The sequence below is a fragment of the Kosakonia oryzendophytica genome (genome assembly GCF_027886705.1).
In the GTDB taxonomy this organism is placed as follows: Bacteria; Pseudomonadota; Gammaproteobacteria; order Enterobacterales; family Enterobacteriaceae; genus Kosakonia; species Kosakonia oryzendophytica.
Genome location: NZ_CP115659.1, coordinates 3,490,664 through 3,512,512, shown reverse-complemented (window position 1 = coordinate 3,512,512; position 21,849 = coordinate 3,490,664). Strand labels below are relative to the sequence as shown.

The 21,849-nt window shown below is 54.8% G+C and carries 22 protein-coding genes and 1 riboswitch; of the genes, 13 read left to right on the top strand and 9 right to left on the bottom strand.

Features of this window, described 5'->3' with window-relative positions; genetic code table 11:
* Positions 1–2: 2 nt before the first annotated feature.
* Positions 3–1,061, top strand: a complete 1,059-nt coding sequence (gene modC, locus O9K67_RS17020; protein ID WP_061494518.1) for a molybdenum ABC transporter ATP-binding protein ModC — start codon at positions 3–5, stop codon at positions 1,059–1,061.
* Here modC and O9K67_RS17015 read toward each other — a convergent pair whose 3' ends face one another.
* Positions 1,062–1,880 (bottom strand): pyridoxal phosphatase, encoded by an 819-nt coding sequence (locus O9K67_RS17015; protein ID WP_061494519.1) that lies wholly within the window; start codon positions 1,878–1,880, stop codon positions 1,062–1,064.
* 157 nt (positions 1,881–2,037) lie between these two features.
* Between O9K67_RS17015 and pgl the strand changes: the two genes are divergently transcribed.
* Positions 2,038–3,033, top strand: coding sequence for a 6-phosphogluconolactonase (gene pgl, locus O9K67_RS17010; protein ID WP_061494520.1), 996 nt, complete (start codon positions 2,038–2,040; stop codon positions 3,031–3,033).
* A 168-nt stretch (positions 3,034–3,201) separates the two neighbouring features.
* Complete coding sequence (tnpA, locus tag O9K67_RS17005; RefSeq protein ID WP_061493626.1) at positions 3,202–3,636, top strand: IS200/IS605 family transposase; 435 nt, start codon at positions 3,202–3,204, stop codon at positions 3,634–3,636.
* Between the two features lie 128 nt (positions 3,637–3,764).
* Here the strand turns inward: tnpA and O9K67_RS17000 are convergent, their stop codons facing one another.
* The 3 genes from O9K67_RS17000 to bioA all read right to left on the bottom strand — a co-directional run bounded on the left by O9K67_RS17000 (position 3,765) and on the right by bioA (position 6,997).
* On the bottom strand, positions 3,765–5,048 hold the full coding sequence (locus tag O9K67_RS17000; RefSeq protein WP_061494521.1) for a putative acyl-CoA thioester hydrolase: 1,284 nt from the start codon (positions 5,046–5,048) through the stop codon (positions 3,765–3,767).
* Positions 5,049–5,162: 114 nt separating this feature from the next.
* Positions 5,163–5,639, bottom strand: coding sequence for a kinase inhibitor (locus O9K67_RS16995; protein WP_061494522.1), 477 nt, complete (start codon positions 5,637–5,639; stop codon positions 5,163–5,165).
* Positions 5,640–5,710: 71 nt separating this feature from the next.
* Positions 5,711–6,997, bottom strand: coding sequence for an adenosylmethionine--8-amino-7-oxononanoate transaminase (bioA, locus tag O9K67_RS16990; RefSeq protein ID WP_061494523.1), 1,287 nt, complete (start codon positions 6,995–6,997; stop codon positions 5,711–5,713).
* Between the two features lie 86 nt (positions 6,998–7,083).
* On the opposite strand from bioA, the gene bioB reads away from it, so the two are divergent.
* The 4 genes from bioB to bioD are packed head-to-tail and all read left to right on the top strand — an operon-like array spanning position 7,084 to position 10,726.
* Positions 7,084–8,124, top strand: coding sequence for a biotin synthase BioB (bioB, locus tag O9K67_RS16985; RefSeq protein ID WP_061494524.1), 1,041 nt, complete (start codon positions 7,084–7,086; stop codon positions 8,122–8,124).
* Positions 8,121–9,275 carry an 8-amino-7-oxononanoate synthase gene (gene bioF, locus O9K67_RS16980; RefSeq protein ID WP_061494525.1) on the top strand — a complete coding sequence of 385 codons (1,155 nt, stop codon included), beginning with the start codon at positions 8,121–8,123 and terminating at the stop codon, positions 9,273–9,275. The genes bioB and bioF overlap by 4 nt, the downstream gene beginning before the upstream one ends.
* Entirely contained in the window at positions 9,262–10,011 is a 750-nt protein-coding gene (gene bioC / locus O9K67_RS16975; RefSeq protein WP_061494526.1) for a malonyl-ACP O-methyltransferase BioC, read from the top strand. The genes bioF and bioC overlap by 14 nt, the downstream gene beginning before the upstream one ends.
* Complete coding sequence (gene bioD, locus O9K67_RS16970) at positions 10,004–10,726, top strand: dethiobiotin synthase (protein ID WP_061494527.1); 723 nt, start codon at positions 10,004–10,006, stop codon at positions 10,724–10,726. Before bioC ends, bioD begins: the two co-directional genes overlap by 8 nt.
* Here the strand turns inward: bioD and O9K67_RS16965 are convergent.
* The gene (locus O9K67_RS16965) at positions 10,668–11,390 is read right to left on the bottom strand and encodes an ABC transporter ATP-binding protein (RefSeq protein ID WP_061494528.1); all 723 of its coding nucleotides are present in this window, start codon (positions 11,388–11,390) and stop codon (positions 10,668–10,670) included. The two genes, bioD and O9K67_RS16965, sit on opposite strands and share 59 nt — an antisense overlap.
* A gap of 751 nt (positions 11,391–12,141) precedes the next feature.
* Between O9K67_RS16965 and uvrB the strand changes: the two genes are divergently transcribed.
* Positions 12,142–14,163 carry an excinuclease ABC subunit UvrB gene (uvrB, locus tag O9K67_RS16960; protein WP_061494529.1) on the top strand — a complete coding sequence of 674 codons (2,022 nt, stop codon included), beginning with the start codon at positions 12,142–12,144 and terminating at the stop codon, positions 14,161–14,163.
* Between the two features lie 195 nt (positions 14,164–14,358).
* Here uvrB and pmrB read toward each other — a convergent pair whose 3' ends face one another.
* The 4 genes from pmrB to yvcK all read right to left on the bottom strand — a co-directional run bounded on the left by pmrB (position 14,359) and on the right by yvcK (position 18,775).
* Positions 14,359–15,444 carry a two-component system sensor histidine kinase PmrB gene (gene pmrB / locus O9K67_RS16955; protein WP_061494530.1) on the bottom strand — a complete coding sequence of 362 codons (1,086 nt, stop codon included), beginning with the start codon at positions 15,442–15,444 and terminating at the stop codon, positions 14,359–14,361.
* A 3-nt stretch (positions 15,445–15,447) separates the two neighbouring features.
* The gene (gene pmrA, locus O9K67_RS16950; RefSeq protein WP_061494531.1) at positions 15,448–16,119 is read right to left on the bottom strand and encodes a two-component system response regulator PmrA; all 672 of its coding nucleotides are present in this window, start codon (positions 16,117–16,119) and stop codon (positions 15,448–15,450) included.
* Complete coding sequence (gene eptA / locus O9K67_RS16945) at positions 16,116–17,753, bottom strand: phosphoethanolamine transferase EptA (protein WP_061494532.1); 1,638 nt, start codon at positions 17,751–17,753, stop codon at positions 16,116–16,118. Before eptA ends, pmrA begins: the two co-directional genes overlap by 4 nt.
* Positions 17,754–17,866: 113 nt before the next feature.
* Positions 17,867–18,775: a uridine diphosphate-N-acetylglucosamine-binding protein YvcK gene (yvcK, locus tag O9K67_RS16940; RefSeq protein WP_061494533.1), complete on the bottom strand. Its 909-nt coding sequence runs from the start codon at positions 18,773–18,775 to the stop codon at positions 17,867–17,869.
* Positions 18,776–19,002: 227 nt separating this feature from the next.
* Positions 19,003–19,150, top strand: a riboswitch (molybdenum cofactor riboswitch).
* On the opposite strand from yvcK, the gene moaA reads away from it, so the two are divergent.
* The 5 genes from moaA to moaE all read left to right on the top strand — a co-directional run bounded on the left by moaA (position 19,138) and on the right by moaE (position 21,840).
* Positions 19,138–20,127 (top strand): GTP 3',8-cyclase MoaA, encoded by a 990-nt coding sequence (gene moaA / locus O9K67_RS16935; protein WP_061494534.1) that lies wholly within the window; start codon positions 19,138–19,140, stop codon positions 20,125–20,127. It overlaps the preceding riboswitch by 13 nt.
* A 19-nt stretch (positions 20,128–20,146) precedes the next feature.
* Positions 20,147–20,659 (top strand): molybdenum cofactor biosynthesis protein B, encoded by a 513-nt coding sequence (gene moaB, locus O9K67_RS16930; protein ID WP_061494535.1) that lies wholly within the window; start codon positions 20,147–20,149, stop codon positions 20,657–20,659.
* Positions 20,660–20,662: 3 nt separating this feature from the next.
* Positions 20,663–21,148, top strand: a complete 486-nt coding sequence (gene moaC / locus O9K67_RS16925; RefSeq protein WP_061494536.1) for a cyclic pyranopterin monophosphate synthase MoaC — start codon at positions 20,663–20,665, stop codon at positions 21,146–21,148.
* Positions 21,141–21,386, top strand: coding sequence for a molybdopterin synthase sulfur carrier subunit (gene moaD, locus O9K67_RS16920; RefSeq protein ID WP_061494537.1), 246 nt, complete (start codon positions 21,141–21,143; stop codon positions 21,384–21,386). Before moaC ends, moaD begins: the two co-directional genes overlap by 8 nt.
* Before the next feature lies 1 nt (position 21,387).
* Positions 21,388–21,840, top strand: a complete 453-nt coding sequence (moaE, locus tag O9K67_RS16915) for a molybdopterin synthase catalytic subunit MoaE (RefSeq protein WP_061494538.1) — start codon at positions 21,388–21,390, stop codon at positions 21,838–21,840.
* The last annotated feature ends 9 nt before the right edge of the window (positions 21,841–21,849 follow it).

Below are 21,849 nucleotides of genomic sequence, written 5' to 3'. Positions count from 1 at the left end.
CCATGCTGGAACTGAATTTCACCCAAACGTTGGGAACCCATCAATTACGCATTGCTGAGAACGTGCCCGCGAGCGGCATTACAGCCATTTTTGGCGTATCCGGCGCGGGAAAAACGTCACTGATTAACGCCATTTGTGGGCTGACTCGCCCGCAAGAGGGGCGGATTGCGCTAAATAATCGCGTGCTGTTCGATACCGCCAGCAAGATTTGCCTGCCGCCTGAGAAACGCCGCGTAGGGTATGTTTTCCAGGATGCGCGCCTGTTCCCGCATTATAAAGTGCGGGGAAACCTGCGTTATGGCATGGCGAAATCGATGGCCGGGCAGTTTGACAAGCTGGTGGCGCTGTTGGGGATTGAACCGCTGCTTGATCGTTTACCCGGTAGCCTCTCGGGAGGCGAGAAGCAGCGTGTTGCCATTGGTCGCGCGTTATTAACCTCGCCGGAACTGTTGTTGCTGGATGAACCGCTGGCGTCGCTCGATATTCCCCGTAAGCGCGAGCTGTTGCCGTACCTGCAACGTCTGGCGCGGGAAATCAATATTCCGATGCTCTATGTCAGCCACTCGCTGGAAGAGATCCTCCATCTGGCGGATAAAGTGATGGTACTGGAAGCGGGGGAGGTGAAAGCATTTGGCAATCTGGAGGATATCTGGGGCAGCAGGGTGATGAACCCGTGGTTGCCGCAGGATCAGCAAAGCAGCATTCTGAAAGTCAGTGTGCTTGAACACCACCCACACTATTCGATGACAGCGCTGGCATTGGGCGATCAGCATATCTGGGTCAATAAAGTGGATAGCCCACTGCAAACCCCGTTGCGTGTTCGTATTCAAGCAACTGATGTTTCACTGGCGCTACAGCCTCTGATGAATACCAGTATCCGTAATAGTCTGCGGGTGAAGGTCGTGGAGTGTTTTGATGTTGATGGACAGGTTGAGGTGCAACTGGATGTGGCTGGCCGCACTTTGTGGGCGCGTATCAGCCCCTGGGCCAGGGACGAACTGAGCATCAAACCTGGCCAGTGGTTGTACGCGCAAATCAAAAGTGTGTCGATTACCGCCTGATCACAACAGCTCTTTATAGATAAATCCGGCAATACTGTCGACGGTATTGTCGCCAATCACCACATTGGCATGGGCTTTGACCTCGTCTGTGGCATTGCCCATGGCCACGCCAACACCTGCTGCTTTTAACATGCTGATGTCATTATAATTATCACCAAATGCCACCACGTTGTGCATCGAGAGTCCCTGCGAGGCGACCCATTCGGCCAGGCGCTTCCCTTTGCTGTTGCCGCTGCGGGCGATATCCACCTGATCGTGCCACGACCACTCACACGCCAGTCCCAGCGTCTGCTCCACGTGAAGGGCAAACGCTTTTAGCTTTTGTGTGTCTTCATCGGTGAGGGCGAATTTCCAGATAGCATCAACGTGCTGTGCGGTTTCCGCTAGAGAGTTCACCTGTTGGAAAGTCGGGCGTTGTTCTGGCGGCAGTGACTGCGCCCAGTTATTGGTGCGCAGGACATGCCCGGTCGGTTTTTCGTAGACCATTGCGTTATCGACATACATCAGACCATGAATATCATGCTCTTCCAGCAGGTGAATAAGCTGTAACGCTTGTGGAACGGGCAACGGGTCCGCTTTTAACACTTTTTTTGCCTGATAATCATACAAATAAGTGCCGTTACAACAAATTGCAGGTGTATCCAGCGCCAGTGCCTGATAAAAAGGATGGATGGCAACATGATGCCGACCGGTCACAATGATGAGCTGATGCCCGGCGGCTTTTGCGCGAGCCAGCGCTTCGAGGGAAGAGGGCAGAAGCGTTTTTTTCGGGGTGAGTAGCGTACCGTCTAAATCCAGTGCAATAACGCGTGCAGTCATGGCGTTTTCCGTGGTCGATATTGAAATTAGCATATCCGGGGATGGTACACCGGGTGGACGGATGCGCAAAATCTCCCGGCGCTTTTCAGCATCAACGCGCAAAAACGGCTATCCTGGTTACTTAACGCAGAAAAAGTTCGAGAGGAAAGGAGTATTCATGAAACAAACCGTTTATACCGCCAGCCCGGAAAGCCAGCAGATCCACGTCTGGCGTTTGGATCCTGAAGGCGCTTTGACGCTTGTCCAGGTGGTCGATGTTCCCGGCCAGGTACAGCCGATGGTCGTCAGCCCGGACAAGCGTTACCTCTACGTGGGCGTGCGCCCGGAGTTTCGCGTTATTGCTTATCGCATCGCACCGGAAAACGGCGCGCTGACATTCGCTGCTGAAGCGCCGCTGCCGGGTAGCCCGACGCATATTTCTACCGATCGCAGCGGGCGTTTCCTGTTTAGCGGCTCCTATAATGCCGGTTGTGTGAGCGTGACTCGCCTGGACGACGGCATTCCGACGCAAACCGTGGACGTGGTGGAAGGGCTGGAAGGCTGTCATTCCGCGAATATCTCCCCGGATAACCGCACCTTGTGGGTTCCGGCGCTGAAACAGGATCGCATCTGCCTGTTTACGCTGGGCGAGGATGGCAATCTGACGGCGCAGGAACCGGCGGAAGTCACCACCGTGGAAGGCGCAGGTCCGCGTCATATGGCTTTCCATCCGAATCAACGTTACGCCTATTGCGTGAATGAACTGAACAGCTCGGTGGATGTGTGGCAACTGAGTGATGCGCACGGCAATATCGACTGCGTGCAGACACTGGATATGATGCCGGCTGATTTCTCCGACACCCGCTGGGCGGCGGATATTCATATCACCCCGGATGGTCGCCACCTGTATACCTGCGATCGGACGTCCAGCCTGTTAACCGTTTTCAGCGTGTCTGAAGACGGTAGCGTACTGGCGATTGAGGGCTTCCAGCCGACGGAAACCCAGCCACGCGGCTTTAACATCGACAACAGTGGTAAGTTCCTTATTGCCGCCGGGCAGAAGTCACACCATATTGCACTGTATGAAATCACCGGTGAGCAGGGTTTGTTGACCGAGAAAAGCCGCTATGCTGTTGGCCAGGGGCCGATGTGGGTGGTGGTAAACGCGTACTGAGTCTGTATATCAGACATAAAAAAACCTCGCCACGGCGAGGTTTTTTATTGTCACCCCTAAACCACCTCCTGGGGAGGTGGTGATTGATCCTGTAAGGCTATAGCCTGAAGAATGCCCATGCCGGAATATCTCTGCTTACTCACCACAAGTAAAAGGAGACAAACCGACATGGGGCTTTACAGGAGTTCATCACATGTATATTGGCGTTGTAAATACCACATAGTCTGGACGCCTAAGTACCGTTTCAGAATCCTGAAAGATAAGTTGGGCAAGGAACTTTACAGGACAATCTACATTCTCTGCGGAATAAAGGATTGTGAGGTTCTGGAGCTAAATGTTCAGCCAGATCATGTACATCTGGTCGTAATAGTCCCGCCGAAAATCTCGATATCAACTCTAATGGGGCATCTGAAAGGTCGCAGCGCAATCAGACTCTACAATCGTTTCCCACACATAAGAAAGAAGCTATGGGGCAACCACTTTTGGTCACGTGGCTACTTTGTAGATACTGTCGTTGTGAACGAGGAAATTATCAGACGATATGTGAGGCATCAGGAGAAAACGGAACAAATACATGAACAGCAAATGGAATTGCTAGAGTAGTAAGCGGAAAGTGACAATAGCCCCCCTTACAGGGGGCATTCTCAAAAGCCACCTTCTAAGAAGGTGGTCTTTTACTGTCACCTCTACACCACCTCTCAGGGAAGTGGTGAGTGATCATCAGCGGCGCATTACTTCTTCGGCACTGCGACCACTTTGCTGCCCACGCCGCGGTTGTTGAACTCCCACATACGGTTGAACTGCGGGTTGTTCAGCTCGCGCTGTACGTTGCCCTTATCGTCTACCGTACCGGTATTGCCCGCGTAAGCGCGACCAGACACGCTGGCATCCGCCCACGGTTTCGCCACGTTAAAGCCTTCGTTGATCACGCTGTCGCGGATCACCACCTGGCCATTGGTGTTGCTGTCCACATCCAGTGAACGGCCCAGCTGCGCAACACCATTACCGGCTGCGTTAAAGCGGCTGTTGACAGCAAGGAAACCGTAATACAGGTTCGACTGCGTTGCCGGAGCAAACACGTAGCCTTCCTGCTGAGTCCGTGAATTCACAACGCGGAAATCGGTGTTATCAAACACCACTGCGCCGCGACCGGCCACGATATCCACATCCCCTTCGAGGTAGCTGTTGGTCACCAGCGTACGGGTCTGACGATCGGTACGCAGGCTGTTATCCACGCTGCTGTTGGTCACAAAGAAGGTGTTCTGGCGACCCAGAATATTCACGTTGTTGATCTGCACCTTGTCGCCATCGCTGCGCAGCGCCACCGCCTGGTGGTTGCCTGCATCAACGCTGTCGCCAAGGGTGTTCTGGATGGTCAGGTTTTGCAGTTGCAGGCCATTGTTCTGTGACCAGAAGACCGCAGAGCACATCACACCGACGGTTGCGCTGCGTTTACTTTGGCAGTTATCGAACATGTACCACGCCGGTTTGCCCGGCATATATTTGCCTGATGGGTTAACCAGACGACGCCAGCTATTCGGATCCATTTCGGAATCGATGGCCTGGCCAATTTTCACATCCAGCGCTTTTTCACCGGTACCGTAAATGGTCACGCTGCCGGACGCCGCAGGGACAAACACCGTACCTGGGTAGTCGCCAGGCATCACAGCGATGTACTGACGATCGCTGGAGTGTTTGTTAATTGCCGCATCAACGGCAGCCTGAATGCTGTTGTGGGTCACGCCGGGCGTACCCGCCGGTCCGACAACGAAGTCCGGTTTTTGCGGCAGGCGAATGGCGAAGGGTTTCCATGACTCGCCATTTTGCGTCATCGCGGTGAAATAGCGCTCCGCCACGAAGTTTTTCGCTTCGCCTGCGCTGAGGATCGGCCGCGCTGAAGTACCAGGCGCAGTTTGTTCAGAAGGGCGTTCTGCCGGCGGGGTTGAGCTACAGGCGGTCAGTGTCACGCCAAAAGCGAGCGCCAGCGCCAGACGGGAAACCGATGATGTGTTCAAGGGGTGCTCCAGACTATGCAAAGTTGAAAAGGTTACGTCAAAGCCTGCTTTTTTATACTAAGTTGAGCGAAACGGGAAGCCGATTTGCACAATCGGCTTCAAAACCCGTGTTTTTTAGCTAAAAAGGGCGGTGATGGTGGCGCTGGACAAGGTGTGGAAATGCACGTTAAAGCCAACCATTGCACCGCTGGCGTTTTCGTCGACATCCAGATGCGCGACATCCAGGGCATGAACGGTGAAGATATAGCGGTGGGTTTCCCCTTTTGGCGGTGCAGCGCCACCGTAGCCGGCTTTACCGAAATCGGTGCGCGTCTGCACAGCGCCATCCGGTAGTGCGGCAAGGCCTGATCCCGCACCCTGCGGCAGAACACGGGTATCCGCAGGGAGATTCGCCACGATCCAGTGCCACCAGCCCGATCCGGTTGGGGCGTCCGGATCATAACAGGTCACCACAAAACTTTTGGTGCCCGCGGGAACATCATCCCACGTCAGATGCGGGGAGATATTGTCACCGTCATAGCCCATACCGTTAAACACATGGCGATGCGGAAGTTTTTCTCCATCGCGTAAGTCGTGGCTGAGTAGTTTCATATGCGCTCCTTTCGTTCGCGATACTGTAACGGGAAGTGTAGTGTATCCCCGCTACTGTAGGGCGAAATGCCTCAGACGAACAGGTCGTTACGTGCGACAGCGGCGTTAACGGCCCGGGTTAAGCGCGAGAGTTGCTCCGGCGAAATGAGGTATGGCGGCATCACATAAATCAGGCGGCCAAAGGGGCGGATCCATACACCGTGTTGCACAAAGAAACGCTGGAGTAAGGCCATATTTACCGGTGCGCGGGTTTCTACTACACCAATCGCGCCCAGCACTCGCACATCCGCCACATTTTCAGCCTCGCGCGCGGGCGCAAGCTCTGCGGTTAACTGCGCTTCGATGGCCGCCACCTGATCCCGCCATGCGCCGCTTTCCAGTATTTCCAGATTGGCCGTTGCCGCCGCACAGGCCAGCGGGTTGCCCATAAATGTTGGCCCGTGCATAAAGCAGCCTGCTTCGCCGTTGCTGATGGTTTCTGCGACGTTGCGGGTCGTTAGCGTGGCGGAGAGTGTCATCGTGCCGCCAGTCAGCGCTTTACCGAGGCACAGAATGTCCGGCGAGATGCCCGCATGCTCACAGGCAAACAGCTTGCCGGTGCGGCCAAAGCCGGTGGCTATCTCATCGGCAATCAACAAAATGCTTTCCCGGTCGCACATTTTACGGATGCGTTTAAGCCACTCAGGATGGTACATACGCATGCCGCCAGCCCCTTGCACAATCGGCTCCAGGATAACCGCGGCGATCTCGTGGCGGTGCGCCGCCATCAAACGGGCGAAAGCCACCATATCCCGCTCATCCCACTCGCCATCAAAGCGGCTTTGCGGTGCCGGGGCGAATAAGTTGTCCGGCAGATAGTCTTTCCACAAACTGTGCATGGAGTTATCCGGATCGCACACCGACATCGCCCCGAAGGTATCGCCGTGATAGCCGTTGCGGAAGGTGAGAAAACGCTGCCGCGCTTCGCCTTTTGCCTGCCAGTATTGCAGCGCCATTTTCATCGCCACTTCAACAGCGACCGAACCGGAATCCGCCAGAAAAACGCACTCCAGCGCATCCGGGGTCATCGCCACCAGTTTACGGCACAACGAGACGGCGGGAGCATGCGTAATACCGCCGAACATCACGTGCGACAGGGTGTCGATTTGCACTTTCATGGCGGCGTTCAGCGCCGGATGACCGTAACCGTGGATGGCTGCCCACCATGACGACATACCGTCCACCAGGCGTTCTCCGCTGTCGAGCGTCAGCTCGCAACCTTGTGCAGAGCGCACCGGGTAAACCGGAAGCGGGGAGGTCATCGAAGTATAAGGGTGCCAGATATGGCGCTGGTCAAATGCTAAATCGTCCGCTGTCATAATCGACTTGTAAACCAAATTAAAAAGTTTTAGGTTTACGAGTCTACACCGAATAACGATTTAACAACACCTTTTGGAGATGCCCGATGGCTCACCACGCACGCTGGACTTTGTCGCAAGTCACCGCTTTGTTCGAAAAGCCCTTGCTGGAATTGCTGTTTGAAGCGCAGCAGGTTCACCGCCAACATTTCGACCCGCGCCAGGTTCAGGTCAGTACGTTACTGTCGATCAAAACCGGCGCCTGCCCGGAAGATTGTAAATACTGCCCGCAAAGCGCCCGTTACAAAACCGGGCTGGAGTCCGAACGCCTGATGGAAGTGGAGCAGGTGCTGGAGTCCGCCCGTAAGGCGAAACTGGCCGGATCCACCCGTTTCTGTATGGGGGCAGCGTGGAAAAACCCGCATGATCGGGATATGCCCTATCTGGAGCAGATGGTCGAAGGGGTGAAAGCCATGGGGCTGGAAGCCTGTATGACGCTCGGTACGTTGAATGAAAGCCAGGCGCAGCGTCTTGCCCGTGCCGGACTGGATTATTACAACCACAACCTCGATACCTCACCGGAATTTTACGGCAATATCATCACCACTCGTACGTATCAGGAGCGTCTCGACACGCTGGATAAGGTCCGTGATGCCGGGATCAAAGTCTGCTCCGGCGGCATTGTCGGTTTAGGGGAAACGGTGAACGATCGTGCCGGGTTGTTACTGCAACTGGCTAACCTGCCGACACCGCCGGAAAGCGTGCCGATCAATATGCTGGTGAAAGTCAAAGGTACACCGCTGGCGGACAATGAGGATGTCGATGCGTTCGACTTTATCCGTACCATTGCCGTGGCCCGGATCATGATGCCGACTTCGTACGTCCGTCTCTCCGCCGGTCGCGAGCAGATGAATGAACAAACCCAGGCGATGTGTTTTATGGCCGGGGCGAACTCTGTGTTCTACGGCTGCAAACTGCTGACCACGCCAAACCCTGAAGAAGACAAAGATTTGCAACTGTTCCGCAAACTGGGAATGAATCCACAGCAAACTGAAGTACGCAACGGCGATAACGAACAGCAACAGCAGCTTGAAGCGCAGCTCCTGCACGCGGATACCGACCAGTACTACAACGCGGCTGCCGTATGACCTGGCAACAACGCATTGATGTCGCGCTGGCTGAACGCCGCGCGGCAGATGCCCTGCGCACACGGTATCCTGTTGCTCAGGGAGCCGGCCGCTGGTTGACGGTCGGTGAACAGCGCTTTTGTAATTTCTCCAGCAATGATTACCTTGGCTTAAGCCAGCATCCGTGGGTGGTTCATGCCTGGCAGCAGGGGGCCGAACGCTATGGCGTCGGCAGTGGCGGCTCAGGCCATGTCAGTGGTCATACCGTGGCGCATCAGGCGCTGGAAAGCGAACTGGCGGACTGGCTCGGCTACGCGCGTGCACTGCTGTTTATCTCTGGTTTTTCTGCCAATCAGGCGGTGATTGCGGCGCTGACCGGCAAAGACGATCGTATCGTCGCGGACAAATTGAGCCACGCCTCGTTGCTGGAAGCCGCCAGCCACAGCCCGGCGCAGCTCCGGCGCTTTACTCATAACGATGGCGATCACCTGGCGGCGTTGCTGGCAAAACCGATTGCCGGGCAACAACTGGTGGTTACCGAAGGCATTTTCAGTATGGATGGCGACACCGCGCCGCTTTGCACTCTCGCTGCTGCTGCCCGGCACGCCCATGCGTGGCTGATGGTGGATGATGCGCACGGAACAGGCGTTGTTGGGGAACAGGGGAGAGGCAGTTGCCATGTTCATGGCATTCAGCCAGAGATCCTGATCGTCACCTTCGGTAAAGGGTTTGGTGTGAGCGGCGCGGCTGTGCTCTGTAGCGATAGCGTTGCCGATTATTTGCTGCAATTTGCCCGCCATCTCATTTACAGCACCTCGATGCCGCCTGCTCAGGCGATGGCACTAAGCGCCGCATTGCAGGTGATCCGCAGTCCGGAGGGGGATAACCGTCGACAACACCTGTCCGCGCTGATAGCCCGCTTTCGCCACGGCGCAGCGCAGTTGGGCATGACTGTGACCGACTCGCAGAGCGCGATTCAGCCGCTGATCGTCGGCGAAAACGCGCGGGCATTACGCCTGGCTGAGCGTTTGCGGCAGCGGGGATGCTGGGTGACGGCGATCCGCCCACCCACGGTACCACCGGGGACGGCACGTCTGCGTTTAACTCTGACGGCGGCGCATCAGGCTGAAGATATTGATCGCTTGCTGGAGGCGCTGGATGGCTGTGAATAAACAGGCTATCGCCGCCGCTTTTGGCCGGGCGGCGCAGAGCTATTGTCAGCACGATGAACTACAACGTTTGAGTGCGGATGTACTGCTTGCGCAACTGGAGAATATCGCGCCATTGCCTGTGCTGGATGCCGGTTGTGGCCCCGGCGGGATGAGCCGTTACTGGCGTGGGCAGGGCAGCGAGGTTACCGCGTTGGATCTCTCGCCAGCGATGCTGGATGAAGCCCGTCGCCAGCACAGTGCGCAGCATTATGTGGCCGGGGATATCGAAGCATTGCCCTTTGAGGATGCCTCTTTTTCACTGGTGTGGAGCAACCTGGCGGTGCAGTGGTGTGATGACTTGCAACAGGCGATTGGCGAACTGTACCGCGTCACGCGCCCTGGCGGACAGGTGGCCTTTACCACGCTGGTGGAGGATTCATTGCCAGAGCTGAATGTGGCCTGGCGCGCGGTTGATCACCATCAACACGCAAACCGTTTTTTACCCTTACCCGCGATCCATCAGGCATTACAGGGCTGGCGGTTGCGCAGCGGCGTGGAGCGCATCACTCTCTGTTTTGAGGATGCCACACAGGCGTTGCGTTCGTTAAAAGGCATTGGCGCTACACATTTACATGCGGGCAGGCAGCAGGGGCTGACGCGCAGCAAACTGCAACGTTTACAACTGGCCTGGCCGCAACAGCAGGGGAAATGTCCTCTGACGTACCATCTTTTTTGGGGAGTGATCACGCGTGAGTGAACGGTATTTTGTCACCGGAACAGACACGGAAGTGGGGAAAACGGTAGCCAGTTGCGCGCTGTTGCAGGCGGCGAATCTGCGTGGTTTACGCAGCGCTGGTTACAAGCCGGTAGCGTCCGGCAGCGAAATGACCGCGGAAGGACTGCGTAATAGCGATGCGCTGGCACTGCAGTTGCACAGTAGTCTGCCGCTGGATTACCACAGCGTTAATCCCTACACCTTTGCCGAGCCGACATCGCCGCATATTGTCAGCGCGGATGTGGGTGAGCCGATTGAGGCAAAGGTCATGTCTGCCGGGTTACGCACGCTCTCTGAGCAGGCGGAATGGCTGCTGGTGGAAGGCGCAGGCGGTTGGTTCACGCCATTGTCCGAGACGCTGACCTTTGCCGACTGGGTCGTGCAGGAGCAATTGCCGGTGATCCTTGTGGTCGGGGTCAAACTGGGCTGCATCAATCATGCGATGCTGACAGCGCAGGCAATACGGCAGGCGGGTTTAACGCTGGCAGGCTGGATTGCGAATGGTGTGGTGAAACCGGGTAAACGCCATGCTGAATATCTGGCGACGCTTCGGCGCGTGATGCAGGCTCCGCTGATTGGCGAAATCCCCTGGTTTGCCCACGCGCCGGAAAAAGAGAGAACGGGTCATTATCTTGATCTCAGCGTGCTGAATCCGGTGTCATCCAGTGTGACAACATCCGATCGTCCAGTTGCTTAACTTCCCCTTCGGCAACGCTACGCCCCCGGTGGAGCAGACAGAAGCGATCTGCGACCCGGCGGATAAAGGCAAGTTGTTGCTCAGCCAGTAAAATAGTGATGCCGAAGTCCTGGTTAAGCCGGACGATCAAATTGCCCAGTTTATGCACAAATGCCTGGCCCAGACCGCGCGTTGGCTCATCAAGGATTAATAACCGCGGGTGCGTCACCAGCGCTCGCGCCATTGCCAGTTGCTGCTGATTATCTTCCGACAACCCCGCGCCCCGGGTCTTACGCAGCGTGTACAGTTCCGGGAAGAGATCGTAGATATCCTGACTCACCGCATTGCGTGCTGCACCTCCGGCCATCATGGCAATATGCAGGTTCTCCTCAACGGTCAGTTGCGAAAATATTCGCCGGTCTTGCGGCACATAACCCATTCCCATAGCGCAGCGATGTTCAGCCCGCACATTCAGCAGGTCTCGCGGCGGCGCGCCAGCTTCCTGCCAAATCATGCTGCCGCTCTCAACGGGTAAATAGCCGGTAATGCAGTTTATCAGCGTGGTTTTGCCCATTCCCGGCAGCCCGATGACGGATGTGCAGGCGCCGGGGGTTAAATCAAGGTCGATATTCCATAAGGTATGCTGGTTACCGTAATACTGGTTCACTGCGCGTAAGCTCAACATGGTCCGCTCCTTCTTCCGGATCTAGTGACACAGGGATAGTGCAAAAGGCTTGCCAGAACGTAAAAAAGGCTTTTTTTTCGGATACGACCGATCTCACTGGTATTTAAAATGCCGGAAAGGGAGATAGCAGGGAAAAATCCTGCACTTTGCCAGTGCTTGTAGTGACGAATGGTGGTGCAGCAAAGCTACGAAGTGTGAGAAGGATCTCATGCGGATCTCGCGCTTCGTTAGCTGATAATAATCAAAAAGAAGTGATAAAAATTTTTTAATCTCCCCGACCTGGGACGGAATGGGAATTTGGCGGAAGGCGGACTATCCGGCCTGGCGGCAGTTATCCACTATTCCTGTGGATAACCTTGTGTATTAGAGTTAGAAAACGCACGGCAAGCGAGAAGGGACGCGGCTTGCGCCTGAATTGGTGCGAAACACGGCTTTTTGTTATTCTTTTTTAATATCAATTGGTTATGTAAAATCAATGCCTGTAAGAAAAGTGTCACTGGGTGCCACAAAACTTTCACCGACTGGCTTGACAATTGTTAAAAGAGAAAAAATTCTGGGGATAACCGGAAAGGTTTGGTGTTTTATCTTGCTGACGAAGAAATTTCAGGCGCGAACCTGTGTCCTAACCCCGGGTAGAACAAATTGAGTAATCCGCTACTGTTTTTTCATCCAGTATTATGAGTTGGCAAAAGTAACCAGGGTGAGTAAAATATGTTACCTGCTCGCTCACTCCTTCATCAGGTAGCCGTCCATGAGTAAACCGTTCAAACTGAATTCCGCTTTTCGCCCTTCCGGCGATCAGCCTGAAGCTATCCGTCGCCTCAAGGAAGGCCTGGAAGACGGTCTCGCGCACCAAACGTTGCTTGGGGTAACGGGTTCAGGAAAGACGTTCACCGTCGCCAACGTCATTGCCGATTTGCAACGTCCCACTATGGTGCTGGCACCCAACAAGACGCTGGCCGCGCAGCTATACGGTGAGATGAAGGAGTTTTTTCCGGACAATGCCGTGGAGTATTTCGTCTCCTACTACGACTACTATCAGCCGGAAGCCTATGTTCCCAGCTCGGACACGTTTATCGAAAAAGACGCCTCGGTTAACGAACATATCGAGCAGATGCGCTTGTCGGCAACCAAAGCGCTGCTGGAGCGACGTGATGTGATTGTGGTGGCATCGGTATCGGCGATTTACGGTCTGGGCGACCCGGATTTGTACCTGAAAATGATGCTGCATTTGACCAAGGGGATGATTATCGATCAGCGTTCGATTCTGCGTCGCCTGGCGGAGCTGCAGTACACCCGTAACGATCAGGCTTTCCAGCGCGGTACGTTTCGCGTTCGCGGCGAGGTGATCGATATTTTCCCCGCAGAATCGGACGATCTCGCCCTGCGCGTGGAGTTGTTTGATGAAGAGGTCGAGCGTCTGTCGCTGTTTGACCCGCTCACCGGGCATGTGGAATCGACGGTGCAGCGTTTTACCATCTACCCGAAGACGCACTACGTGACGCCGCGTGAGCGCATCGTGCAGGCGATGGAAGAGATCAAAGTGGAGCTCGCCGAGCGGCGCAAGTCGCTACTGGCGAACAATAAACTTCTGGAAGAGCAGCGACTCAGCCAGCGCACGCAGTTCGATCTGGAGATGATGAACGAGCTAGGTTACTGCTCCGGGATTGAAAACTACTCCCGCTTTCTCTCCGGTCGCGGACCGGGCGAACCGCCGCCGACGTTGTTTGACTACCTGCCAGCCGACGGGTTACTGGTCATCGATGAATCCCACGTTACCATTCCGCAAATCGGCGGTATGTACCGTGGCGACAGAGCACGTAAAGAGACGCTGGTAGAGTATGGTTTCCGCCTGCCTTCTGCGCTGGATAACCGTCCGTTGAAGTTCGAAGAGTTTGAAGCGCTTGCGCCGCAGTCAATTTATGTTTCCGCAACGCCGGGCAACTACGAGCTGGAAAAATCGGGTAACGAAGTGATTGACCAGGTGGTGCGCCCAACCGGTCTGCTTGATCCGGTGATTGAAGTGCGGCCAGTAGCGACGCAGGTTGACGATTTGCTGTCGGAAATTCGTAAACGCTCGGCGATTAACGAACGCGTGCTGGTCACGACCCTGACCAAACGGATGGCGGAAGATCTCACCGAATACCTTGAAGAACACGGCGAGAAGGTGCGCTATCTGCACTCCGATATTGATACTGTCGAGCGTATGGAGATTATCCGCGACCTGCGTCTGGGCGAGTTTGATGTGCTGGTCGGCATCAACTTGCTGCGTGAGGGGCTGGATATGCCGGAAGTGTCGCTGGTGGCGATCCTGGATGCTGACAAAGAGGGTTTCCTGCGTTCTGAACGCTCGCTTATTCAGACCATCGGGCGCGCGGCGCGTAACATTAACGGCAAGGCGATTCTGTACGGCGATAAAATCACGCCGTCGATGGCGAAGGCGATAGGGGAAACCGAACGCCGCCGCGAGAAACAACAGCGCTACAACGAAGAGCACGGCATTACGCCACAGGGCCTTAACAAGAAAGTGGTGGATATTCTGGCGCTGGGCGAAGGGCTGGCGAAAACCCGGGCGAAAGGGCGTGGAAAATCCAGAACCCCTGCTCAGGTGGAAGCAGCCGAACTGGCGCTGACGCCGAAAGCGCTACAGCAGAAAATCCACGAGCTGGAAGGGCAGATGATGCAGCACGCGCAAAATCTCGAGTTCGAGGAAGCGGCAAAAGTGCGCGATCAGTTACACCAACTGCGGGATCTGTTTATTGCCGCGTCATAATTTGCACTCCGTCACACATTAAGGCGAACCGGCAGGCTCGCCTTAATGTTGACTTAATACTGCGCTGACACACTAGCTTCCGCTTTACTGGAGGAGAGTGTGATGCAACAAATGAATCTTCGTGAGTTTTTCGCCGTCGCTTTTGCGCTGGCGTTAATTATTGGTTTCAGCCACCTGTGGGTGCTGACGTATTGATCATACTCCGCGGGCTGTCGGGCGAAATTTAACCCAGGCCCGCACGCCGGACGCTGTTTTCCGGTTGTGCAAAAAGAACTGAGCCTCATGCAGTTGCGCGATGCGTGACACGATGCTCAGCCCCAGCCCGGTGCCGCCGTAGCGGCTATCCATACGCACAAAGGCTTTGCTTAGCTCGCCGCTGCGACTCTCGTCTATCCCCGGACCTTCATCCTCAACGGCCAGCACCGGCGTTGCCGCGCGCTCAATGTGGATAGAGATAGTCGAGCCAGCAGGACTGTAGCGGTGCGCATTTTCTACCAGGTTTCTCACCAGCACCCGCAACAGGGTCGCATCTCCGGAAACCGGAATGGTTTGCGCATTATCAGGTAACGCTAATTTCTGCTGCCGCCCGGCAAGCATTGTTTCCAGTTCGCTTTGAATAGGCAGCACGACGTCTTCCAGCAGCATCACCTGCTGATAGCTGCCCGCTGAAAAAGATTGCCCGACTCGTGCCAGTTGCAGCAGTTGCGCAATGTTCTCGGTCATCTGGTCAAGGCGTTGCACCAGCGGGTCGACAGGGATGCCGCTGGTTTTTGCCATCAGCTCGAGATGCAGTCGTAACCCGGCCAGCGGGGTGCGCAATTCATGAGCGACATCGGCGGTAAACAGACGTTCCCGTTCCAGCGTCAGCGTCAGACGAGAGACCAGCTCATTGATCGATGAAGTCACGGCTTCCACTTCACTGACGCTGTTATTGAGCGTAATGGGTTGCAGATTATCCGGGGTGCGTTTATTCAGCTCCTGCTGGAGCTCCGATAACGGGCTGGTGATGTTTTTGACCGCCTGCATGCAGATCAGCAACGCCAGGCCCACAATCAGCAGACTGGGCACCAACAGGCTGGCGACCGCTTCACGTACTTCATGTTCAACCTGTTTGTGATTGTTGTGGTTATGCATGGCGCTTTGCACCAGCAACTGGATCTGCTCCTCGCTTTCATGCCACAGCCAGAAGACACTGATTAACTGGCAAAACACCAGAATACCGCCAATGGTTAGCAACAACCGGCGGCGCATGCTCCAGTGCCTGAAATCGAAGATCGCCATAACTCAGTCCCGGTCCCCGGCCTGCACCAGCATATAGCCAAACCCTCTGACGGTGCGGATCCGGGACTTCCCAATTTTATCCCGCAGGTTATGTATATGGACTTCCAGCGTATTGGTCGAGGGTTCGTTATCCCAGTTGTAGATATCGTTGTAGAGGATTTCTCTGTGCACCGGGCTGTCGGCTTTTAGCATCAGACGCGACAGCAGAGCGTACTCTTTCGGTGTTAAGTCCAGCAACTGGCCGTCCCGCCATGCCTGGCGGCGGGTGACGTTCAGCGTCAGGTTGCCGTGCGTGATTTCGTTGTCACCCTCATTATGGCGACGGCGCAGCAGCGCACGGATGCGGGCATTCAGCTCATCAAGGGCGAAGGGTTTGACCAGATAATCGTCCGCACCGGTATCCAGCCCGGTAACACGATCCTCCAGCGTATCGCGTGCGGTCAGGATCAGTACCGGCTGGGTGAACTTTTCCCGACGCAGCCGGGTGAGCAAATGTAAACCGTCTTCATCCGGTAGCCCTAAATCGAGCACGATGAGACTGTAATGCCCGTTAGCCAGACACAGCGTGGCTTCATGCGCAGTAGAGACGCCATCGCAGGCGTATCCTTCACTCTGCATGGCCAGGATCAACCCCTGCAACAGCAGGGCATCGTCTTCAATTACCAGAATTTTCATTTAGCCTGCTCCCGGCATGACGTTAACAGATCGTCCTGGGCATGGTACTCCTTCGTGCTGACGCCCAGTATACCCAACAGGGTCGGGAAGAGATTATCTTGCGAGACTTCCCGCTCCCGTGCATTTTTTTGCAGACACTGACTATTTATGCCGTAACGCTGTTGATAGTCATCAGACAGCCAGATCAGCATCGGCACATGTTTTTGTGTTTCCGGTGCAATGGAATACGGCAAACCATGCAAATAAACGCCATTTTCACCCAGTGATTCCCCGTGGTCGGAGAGATATACCAAGCTGGTGGTAAATTTTTCCTGTTTTGATTGCAGCAATTTAATCGCTTTATCAACAATATAGTCGACGTACAGAATAGTATTATCGTAAGTATTGACCAGTTGCTGCTGTGAGCAGGTCTGAATTTCATTGGTGTCGCAGGTCGGCGTAAATTTACGGAACTGCTTCGGGTAGCGGTTGTAATAGGTCGGCCCATGGCTACCAATGGTGTGCAATACGATTATCCCGTCGCCCTGCAAGGCATCAATATAGTCTGCAAGACCGCGGAATAAGATCTCATCCTGGCACTCCCCTTCAATGCAAAGGTCTGACAGGTTTAATTGTGTCATATCCTGGGTCGGCACCCGCGTACATGCGCCTTTGCAACCACCGTCGTTTTCATTCCACAGCACCTTAATCCCGGCGCGCTGAATAATATCCAGCAACCCTTCCTGATGCGCGGCAAGCTGGTCGTCGTAATGGGCGCGCCCCATACCGGAAAACATGCAAGGTACGGAAATTGCCGTCGCTGTTCCGCACGAGGCGGTATTCGGGAAATAGGCGACATTGTCCTCTTTTAACAGCGGGTTAGTTTCTCGCTCGTAACCGCCCAGAGAGAAGTTCGCCGCACGGGAGGTTTCCCCCAGCACCAGAATAGTGAGGTTTTTCCGCGGGCCGTTTTGCATTTCCGGACGCTGACGTGCATCTTCGCCTATTTTCACCAGCGGTAAATTGGCGGTTTGGTTATGGGAATACCATGACAGGGATGCAGCAATGGAATTTGACGGACTCAGTGATTTCACCAGCTCTTTATTATTACGAAACAGCGAGGCGTAATCTTTATAAAACAGCAACGCCACCAGCACGATGATCAACGCAGAAATGACCACGCTGATAATGCGCAATGTGATACTGCGCAGGGCGGAACGTGCGGGCTTAATTTTTATCCACCAGGCAATGATAATCGCCAGTACGGCGGTTGATAACAACGTCAGCACCATTTTTGTCGACAGCAGCGCGAAACTTTCCGCTGGTGTGGTGTCGAGAATATTGGTGATCATCGAGCGGTCAATAATGATGCCGAATGTCGAAATAAAATATTGCGCGGCAGCGCTGACCAATACAAACAGGGTAATGATCAGGCGATCGAGGAAGACAAATGACGCCAGTGACAGCACAATATTAATCACGCTGAACGCCACCAATGGCATGGAAAGAAACACCAGCCAGTTACGTAATGAGTTAACCGGTAGCAGGGTGAAAACCTGATGATAAAAAACGACATTCAGGGCCAGTGCGATATAGAGCGCAAAGAGGATAATAAACGTGAGGCGGCTTAAGGTCGGCCGACGAAAGTGAAACATAGCTTACCTGGATCCTGCAAAGAATGTGACACAAGGATGACCGTTTTTTTTTAAGACAACCTTAAGAAATTAAGAAAGGTATCGGCAGGTCGCAAAATTAACCTGCCAGGGGGTTAGCCGAGTTGCTGCACCGCTTTTTCCAGCGCGGCGCGCAGTAGATGACGATCGTGGCGATAGGGAATATCGCTGGCTTCCAGTATGTCCTGAATGATCAGGCGATCGCTGACGTTGCTGACATCCACTTTCGGCCCAACAATAGCGGCATCAATAATTTTTCTGCCGACATACTGCTCCATAATGGCCAGTTTATCGCTCAATTTCAGGCTGGCAGCCGCCGGGCTTAACTCTTTACCCAGGTTCGCAATATAGACCACTGGCGCTGGCGTGCGGCGCAATGCTTGCGACAAATCCTCCAGCAGTAGCAACGGCAGCAAACTGGTATAAAAACTGCCTGGGCCGATTAAAATTAAATCCGCTTCGGCAATGGCCTGCACCGCTTCGCGAGTGGCATGCACGTTTGGAAACAGCATTAATTCCTGAATTGGCGCGTGCAATTGATCGATATTCACTTCGCCATAAACATGATGTCCTTCGCTGTCGGTAGCCATTAAATCGACAGGCTGTTCCGACATCGGAATTAAAAACGCGTCCACCTTTAATAAATTGCGAATTAAATTGATGGCTTCCAGAGGCCGCACGCTCAGGTGGTCCAGCGCCTTTAACATCAAATTTCCGAGGTTATGCCCGGAAAGTTCACCATTACCGCTAAAACGATACTCAAACATGGCCGACGCCACGCTCGGTTCGGTGATTAACTGGTTCAGACAGTTGCGCATATCACCCCAAGCGATCCCGCCTTCAGAGCGTCGAATACGCCCGGTTGATCCGCCGTTATCCGTGGTGGTGACAATACCGGTAAGGCGCGAGCCCAGCGAAGAGAGCGAAGACATCACACGCCCGAGACCATGCCCGCCGCCCAGCGCGACAACACGATCCAGGTCTGCAAGTGTGCGATTACGCATAGTGATTCCTTATGAAGAATTATCCCGATACGTTAGCGCAAATACCACCAAAAGACGATGCCGCGCAGAGTGGAAAATGACACATATCAAGGCAAAAACGCGATTTTCACGTACTCTGTATTGGAAATGCACGATCATGTCGCTATATATGGCTTTATATAGCGATTATCGTGATAGCGAAAGCGTGACTATCGCGCTACTATCGCCATAAGCAATGTTAGCGTGACTAACAAAATATACACTCAAGCCTTTGCGCCTAAGTCGAAAGATACGGGGCACTGGCCGTGACGGAGCCCGCAACGGTTCACGTCGCCAGGGTGCAGGAAGAAATGACTGCATCTCCCGTACTTGGAAAGGTGTAAATGACTTCACAACTTACCGATGCGTTCGCGCGTAAGTTCTATTACTTGCGTTTGTCGATCACTGATGTGTGCAATTTTCGTTGCACCTACTGTCTGCCGGACGGTTACAAGCCGGGCGGCATCAACAACAACGGCTTTCTCGGCGTTGATGAGATTCGTCGGGTCACACGCGCCTTCAGCGCCATGGGCACGGAAAAGGTGCGCCTGACTGGCGGAGAGCCGTCGCTGCGACGCGATTTCCCCGATATTATCGCCGCGGTGCGTGAAAACAGCGCTATCCGCCAGATTGCCGTCACCACCAACGGTTACCGGCTTGCCCGTGATGTCGCTCTGTGGCGCGATGCCGGGCTCACTGCCATTAACGTCAGCCTCGACAGTCTCGATGCCCGCCAGTTTCATGCCATTACCGGTCAGGATAAGTTTCAGCAGGTGATGGCCGGTATCGACGCCGCCTTCGCCGCAGGCTTTGCCAAAGTCAAAGTCAACACGGTACTGATGCGCGACGTTAACCATCACCAACTCGACACCTTTCTGGCGTGGATCAAATCGCGTCCTGTCCAGCTACGCTTTATTGAACTGATGGAGACCGGAGAGGGCAGCGAACTGTTTCGCAACCACCATATCTCTGGCATGGTGCTGCGCGATCAACTGCTGCAACGCGGTTGGATCCATCAATTGCGCCAGCGTAGCGACGGCCCGGCGCAGGTGTTTTGCCACCCGGATTACGCCGGTGAAATCGGCCTTATCATGCCTTATGAAAAAGACTTCTGCGCCAGTTGCAATCGCCTGCGTGTGTCGTCTACCGGCAAGCTGCACTTATGCCTGTTTGGCGATGGCGGCGTGAATTTACGCGACCTGTTACAAGACGATGCCCAGCAAGCAATGCTGGAACAGCGTATTGCCTCCGCACTGACGCACAAAAAGCAGACGCACTTCCTGCACCAGGGCAATACAGGCATTACGCAAAACCTTTCATACATTGGCGGGTAATCGCCGCAAGGAGAATGAGATGAGTCAGGTCAGCGCTGAGTTTATTCCAGTGAAATTGGCTATTCTGACGGTTTCTGACCGTCGCGGCGAAGAGGATGATACCTCCGGCCACTGGCTGCGCGACGCCGCGCACGAAGCTGGTCACCAAATAGTGGATAAGGCGATAGTCAAAGAGAACCGTTATGCCATTCGCGCACAGGTTTCCGCGTGGATCGCGCGCGACGACGTGCAGGTGGTATTGATCACTGGCGGTACGGGCTTCACCGACGGCGATCAGGCACCGGAAGCGTTGCTGCCGCTGTTTGACCGTGAAATCCAGGGGTTCGGCGAAGTCTTCCGTATGCTCTCCTTTGAGGAGATTGGCACTGCAACACTGCAGTCCCGTGCGGTGGCGGGCATTGCCAATAAGACGCTTATTTTTGCCATGCCCGGGTCGACCAAAGCCTGTCGTACCGCATGGGAAAACATCATTGCGCCGCAGTTGGATGCGCGTACACGTCCTTGTAATTTCCATCCCCATATTAAGAAATAAGTTATGTCACAACTGACCCATATTAATGCCGATGGCGAAGCGCATATGGTCGATGTCTCCGCGAAAGCGGAAACCGTACGCGAAGCCCGCGCTGAAGCATTTGTCACCATGTTGCCGCAAACACTGGCCATGATTATCGACGGTAGCCATCACAAAGGCGATGTGTTCGCGACCGCGCGCATTGCGGGGATCCAGGCGGCGAAACGCACCTGGGAGTTGATCCCGCTGTGCCACCCGTTGCTGCTGAGCAAAGTGGAAGTGCAGTTGCAGGCGCAGCCGGAACACAACCGTGTACGCATTGAAGCACTGTGCCGCCTGACCGGGAAAACCGGCGTGGAAATGGAAGCGCTTACCGCCGCCTCCGTTGCGGCGCTGACCATTTACGACATGTGCAAAGCCGTGCAGAAAGATATGGTGATTGGCCCTGTGCGTCTGCTGGCGAAAAGCGGCGGCAAGTCAGGGGATTTCAGGGTGGAGAGCGATGATTAAGATCCTTTTTTTCGCGCAGGTACGCGAACTGGTGGGCTGTGACAGCATGGCGTCTGATACCGTCTTTCCCACCGTCGAGGCACTGCGTCAGCATCTGGCGGCGCAAGGTGAACGCTGGGCGCTGGCGCTGGAAGAGGGCAAATTACTGGCAGCGGTCAACCAGACGCTGGTCAGTTTTGATCACCCACTGAGCAGCGGCGATGAAGTGGCATTTTTCCCACCGGTGACCGGAGGCTAAAATGAGTGAAACACGAATTTGCGTCGATCATGCCGCTTTCCATGTCGGCGATGAGTATAACTGGCTGGCGTCCCGTGATGAGGACGGTGCGGTGGTCACCTTTACCGGCAAAGTGCGTAACCACAATCTCGGCGACAGCGTTAGTGCGTTGACGCTGGAACACTATCCTGGGATGACCGAACGTTCCCTGGCGGAAATTGTCAGTGAAGCGCGCGCCCGTTGGCCGCTGGGCCGGGTAACGGTCTACCACCGCATTGGCGAGCTATGGCCGGGCGATGAAATTGTTTTTGTCGGCGTCGCCAGTGCCCATCGCAGCAGCGCGTTTGATGCCGGGCAGTTTATTATGGACTACCTGAAAACCCGCGCACCTTTCTGGAAGCGCGAAGCCACCCCGGAGGGCGAGCGCTGGGTTGAAGCACGCGACAGCGACAAGCAGGCGGCAAAGCGTTGGTAATGCATTGAA

Excerpts from the sequence above, each read along its gene's own strand:
- moaA (WP_061494534.1), top strand. The coding sequence starts at position 19,138 with ATGACTTCACAACTTACCGATGCGTTCGCGCGTAAGTTCTATTACTTG.
- tnpA (WP_061493626.1), top strand. The coding sequence starts at position 3,202 with ATGGGGCTTTACAGGAGTTCATCACATGTATATTGGCGTTGTAAATAC.
- eptA (WP_061494532.1), bottom strand. The coding sequence starts at position 17,753 with ATGTTTCACTTTCGTCGGCCGACCTTAAGCCGCCTCACGTTTATTATC.
- pgl (WP_061494520.1), top strand. The coding sequence starts at position 2,038 with ATGAAACAAACCGTTTATACCGCCAGCCCGGAAAGCCAGCAGATCCAC.
- uvrB (WP_061494529.1), top strand. The coding sequence starts at position 12,142 with ATGAGTAAACCGTTCAAACTGAATTCCGCTTTTCGCCCTTCCGGCGAT.
- moaB (WP_061494535.1), top strand. The coding sequence starts at position 20,147 with ATGAGTCAGGTCAGCGCTGAGTTTATTCCAGTGAAATTGGCTATTCTG.
- moaC (WP_061494536.1), top strand. The coding sequence starts at position 20,663 with ATGTCACAACTGACCCATATTAATGCCGATGGCGAAGCGCATATGGTC.
- pmrA (WP_061494531.1), bottom strand. The coding sequence starts at position 16,119 with ATGAAAATTCTGGTAATTGAAGACGATGCCCTGCTGTTGCAGGGGTTG.
- yvcK (WP_061494533.1), bottom strand. The coding sequence starts at position 18,775 with ATGCGTAATCGCACACTTGCAGACCTGGATCGTGTTGTCGCGCTGGGC.
- O9K67_RS16995 (WP_061494522.1), bottom strand. The coding sequence starts at position 5,639 with ATGAAACTACTCAGCCACGACTTACGCGATGGAGAAAAACTTCCGCAT.
- O9K67_RS17015 (WP_061494519.1), bottom strand. The coding sequence starts at position 1,880 with ATGACTGCACGCGTTATTGCACTGGATTTAGACGGTACGCTACTCACC.
- moaE (WP_061494538.1), top strand. The coding sequence starts at position 21,388 with ATGAGTGAAACACGAATTTGCGTCGATCATGCCGCTTTCCATGTCGGC.
- O9K67_RS16965 (WP_061494528.1), bottom strand. The coding sequence starts at position 11,390 with ATGTTGAGCTTACGCGCAGTGAACCAGTATTACGGTAACCAGCATACC.
- bioA (WP_061494523.1), bottom strand. The coding sequence starts at position 6,997 with ATGACAGCGGACGATTTAGCATTTGACCAGCGCCATATCTGGCACCCT.
- modC (WP_061494518.1), top strand. The coding sequence starts at position 3 with ATGCTGGAACTGAATTTCACCCAAACGTTGGGAACCCATCAATTACGC.
- bioB (WP_061494524.1), top strand. The coding sequence starts at position 7,084 with ATGGCTCACCACGCACGCTGGACTTTGTCGCAAGTCACCGCTTTGTTC.
- bioF (WP_061494525.1), top strand. The coding sequence starts at position 8,121 with ATGACCTGGCAACAACGCATTGATGTCGCGCTGGCTGAACGCCGCGCG.
- pmrB (WP_061494530.1), bottom strand. The coding sequence starts at position 15,444 with ATGGCGATCTTCGATTTCAGGCACTGGAGCATGCGCCGCCGGTTGTTG.
- bioC (WP_061494526.1), top strand. The coding sequence starts at position 9,262 with ATGGCTGTGAATAAACAGGCTATCGCCGCCGCTTTTGGCCGGGCGGCG.
- moaD (WP_061494537.1), top strand. The coding sequence starts at position 21,141 with ATGATTAAGATCCTTTTTTTCGCGCAGGTACGCGAACTGGTGGGCTGT.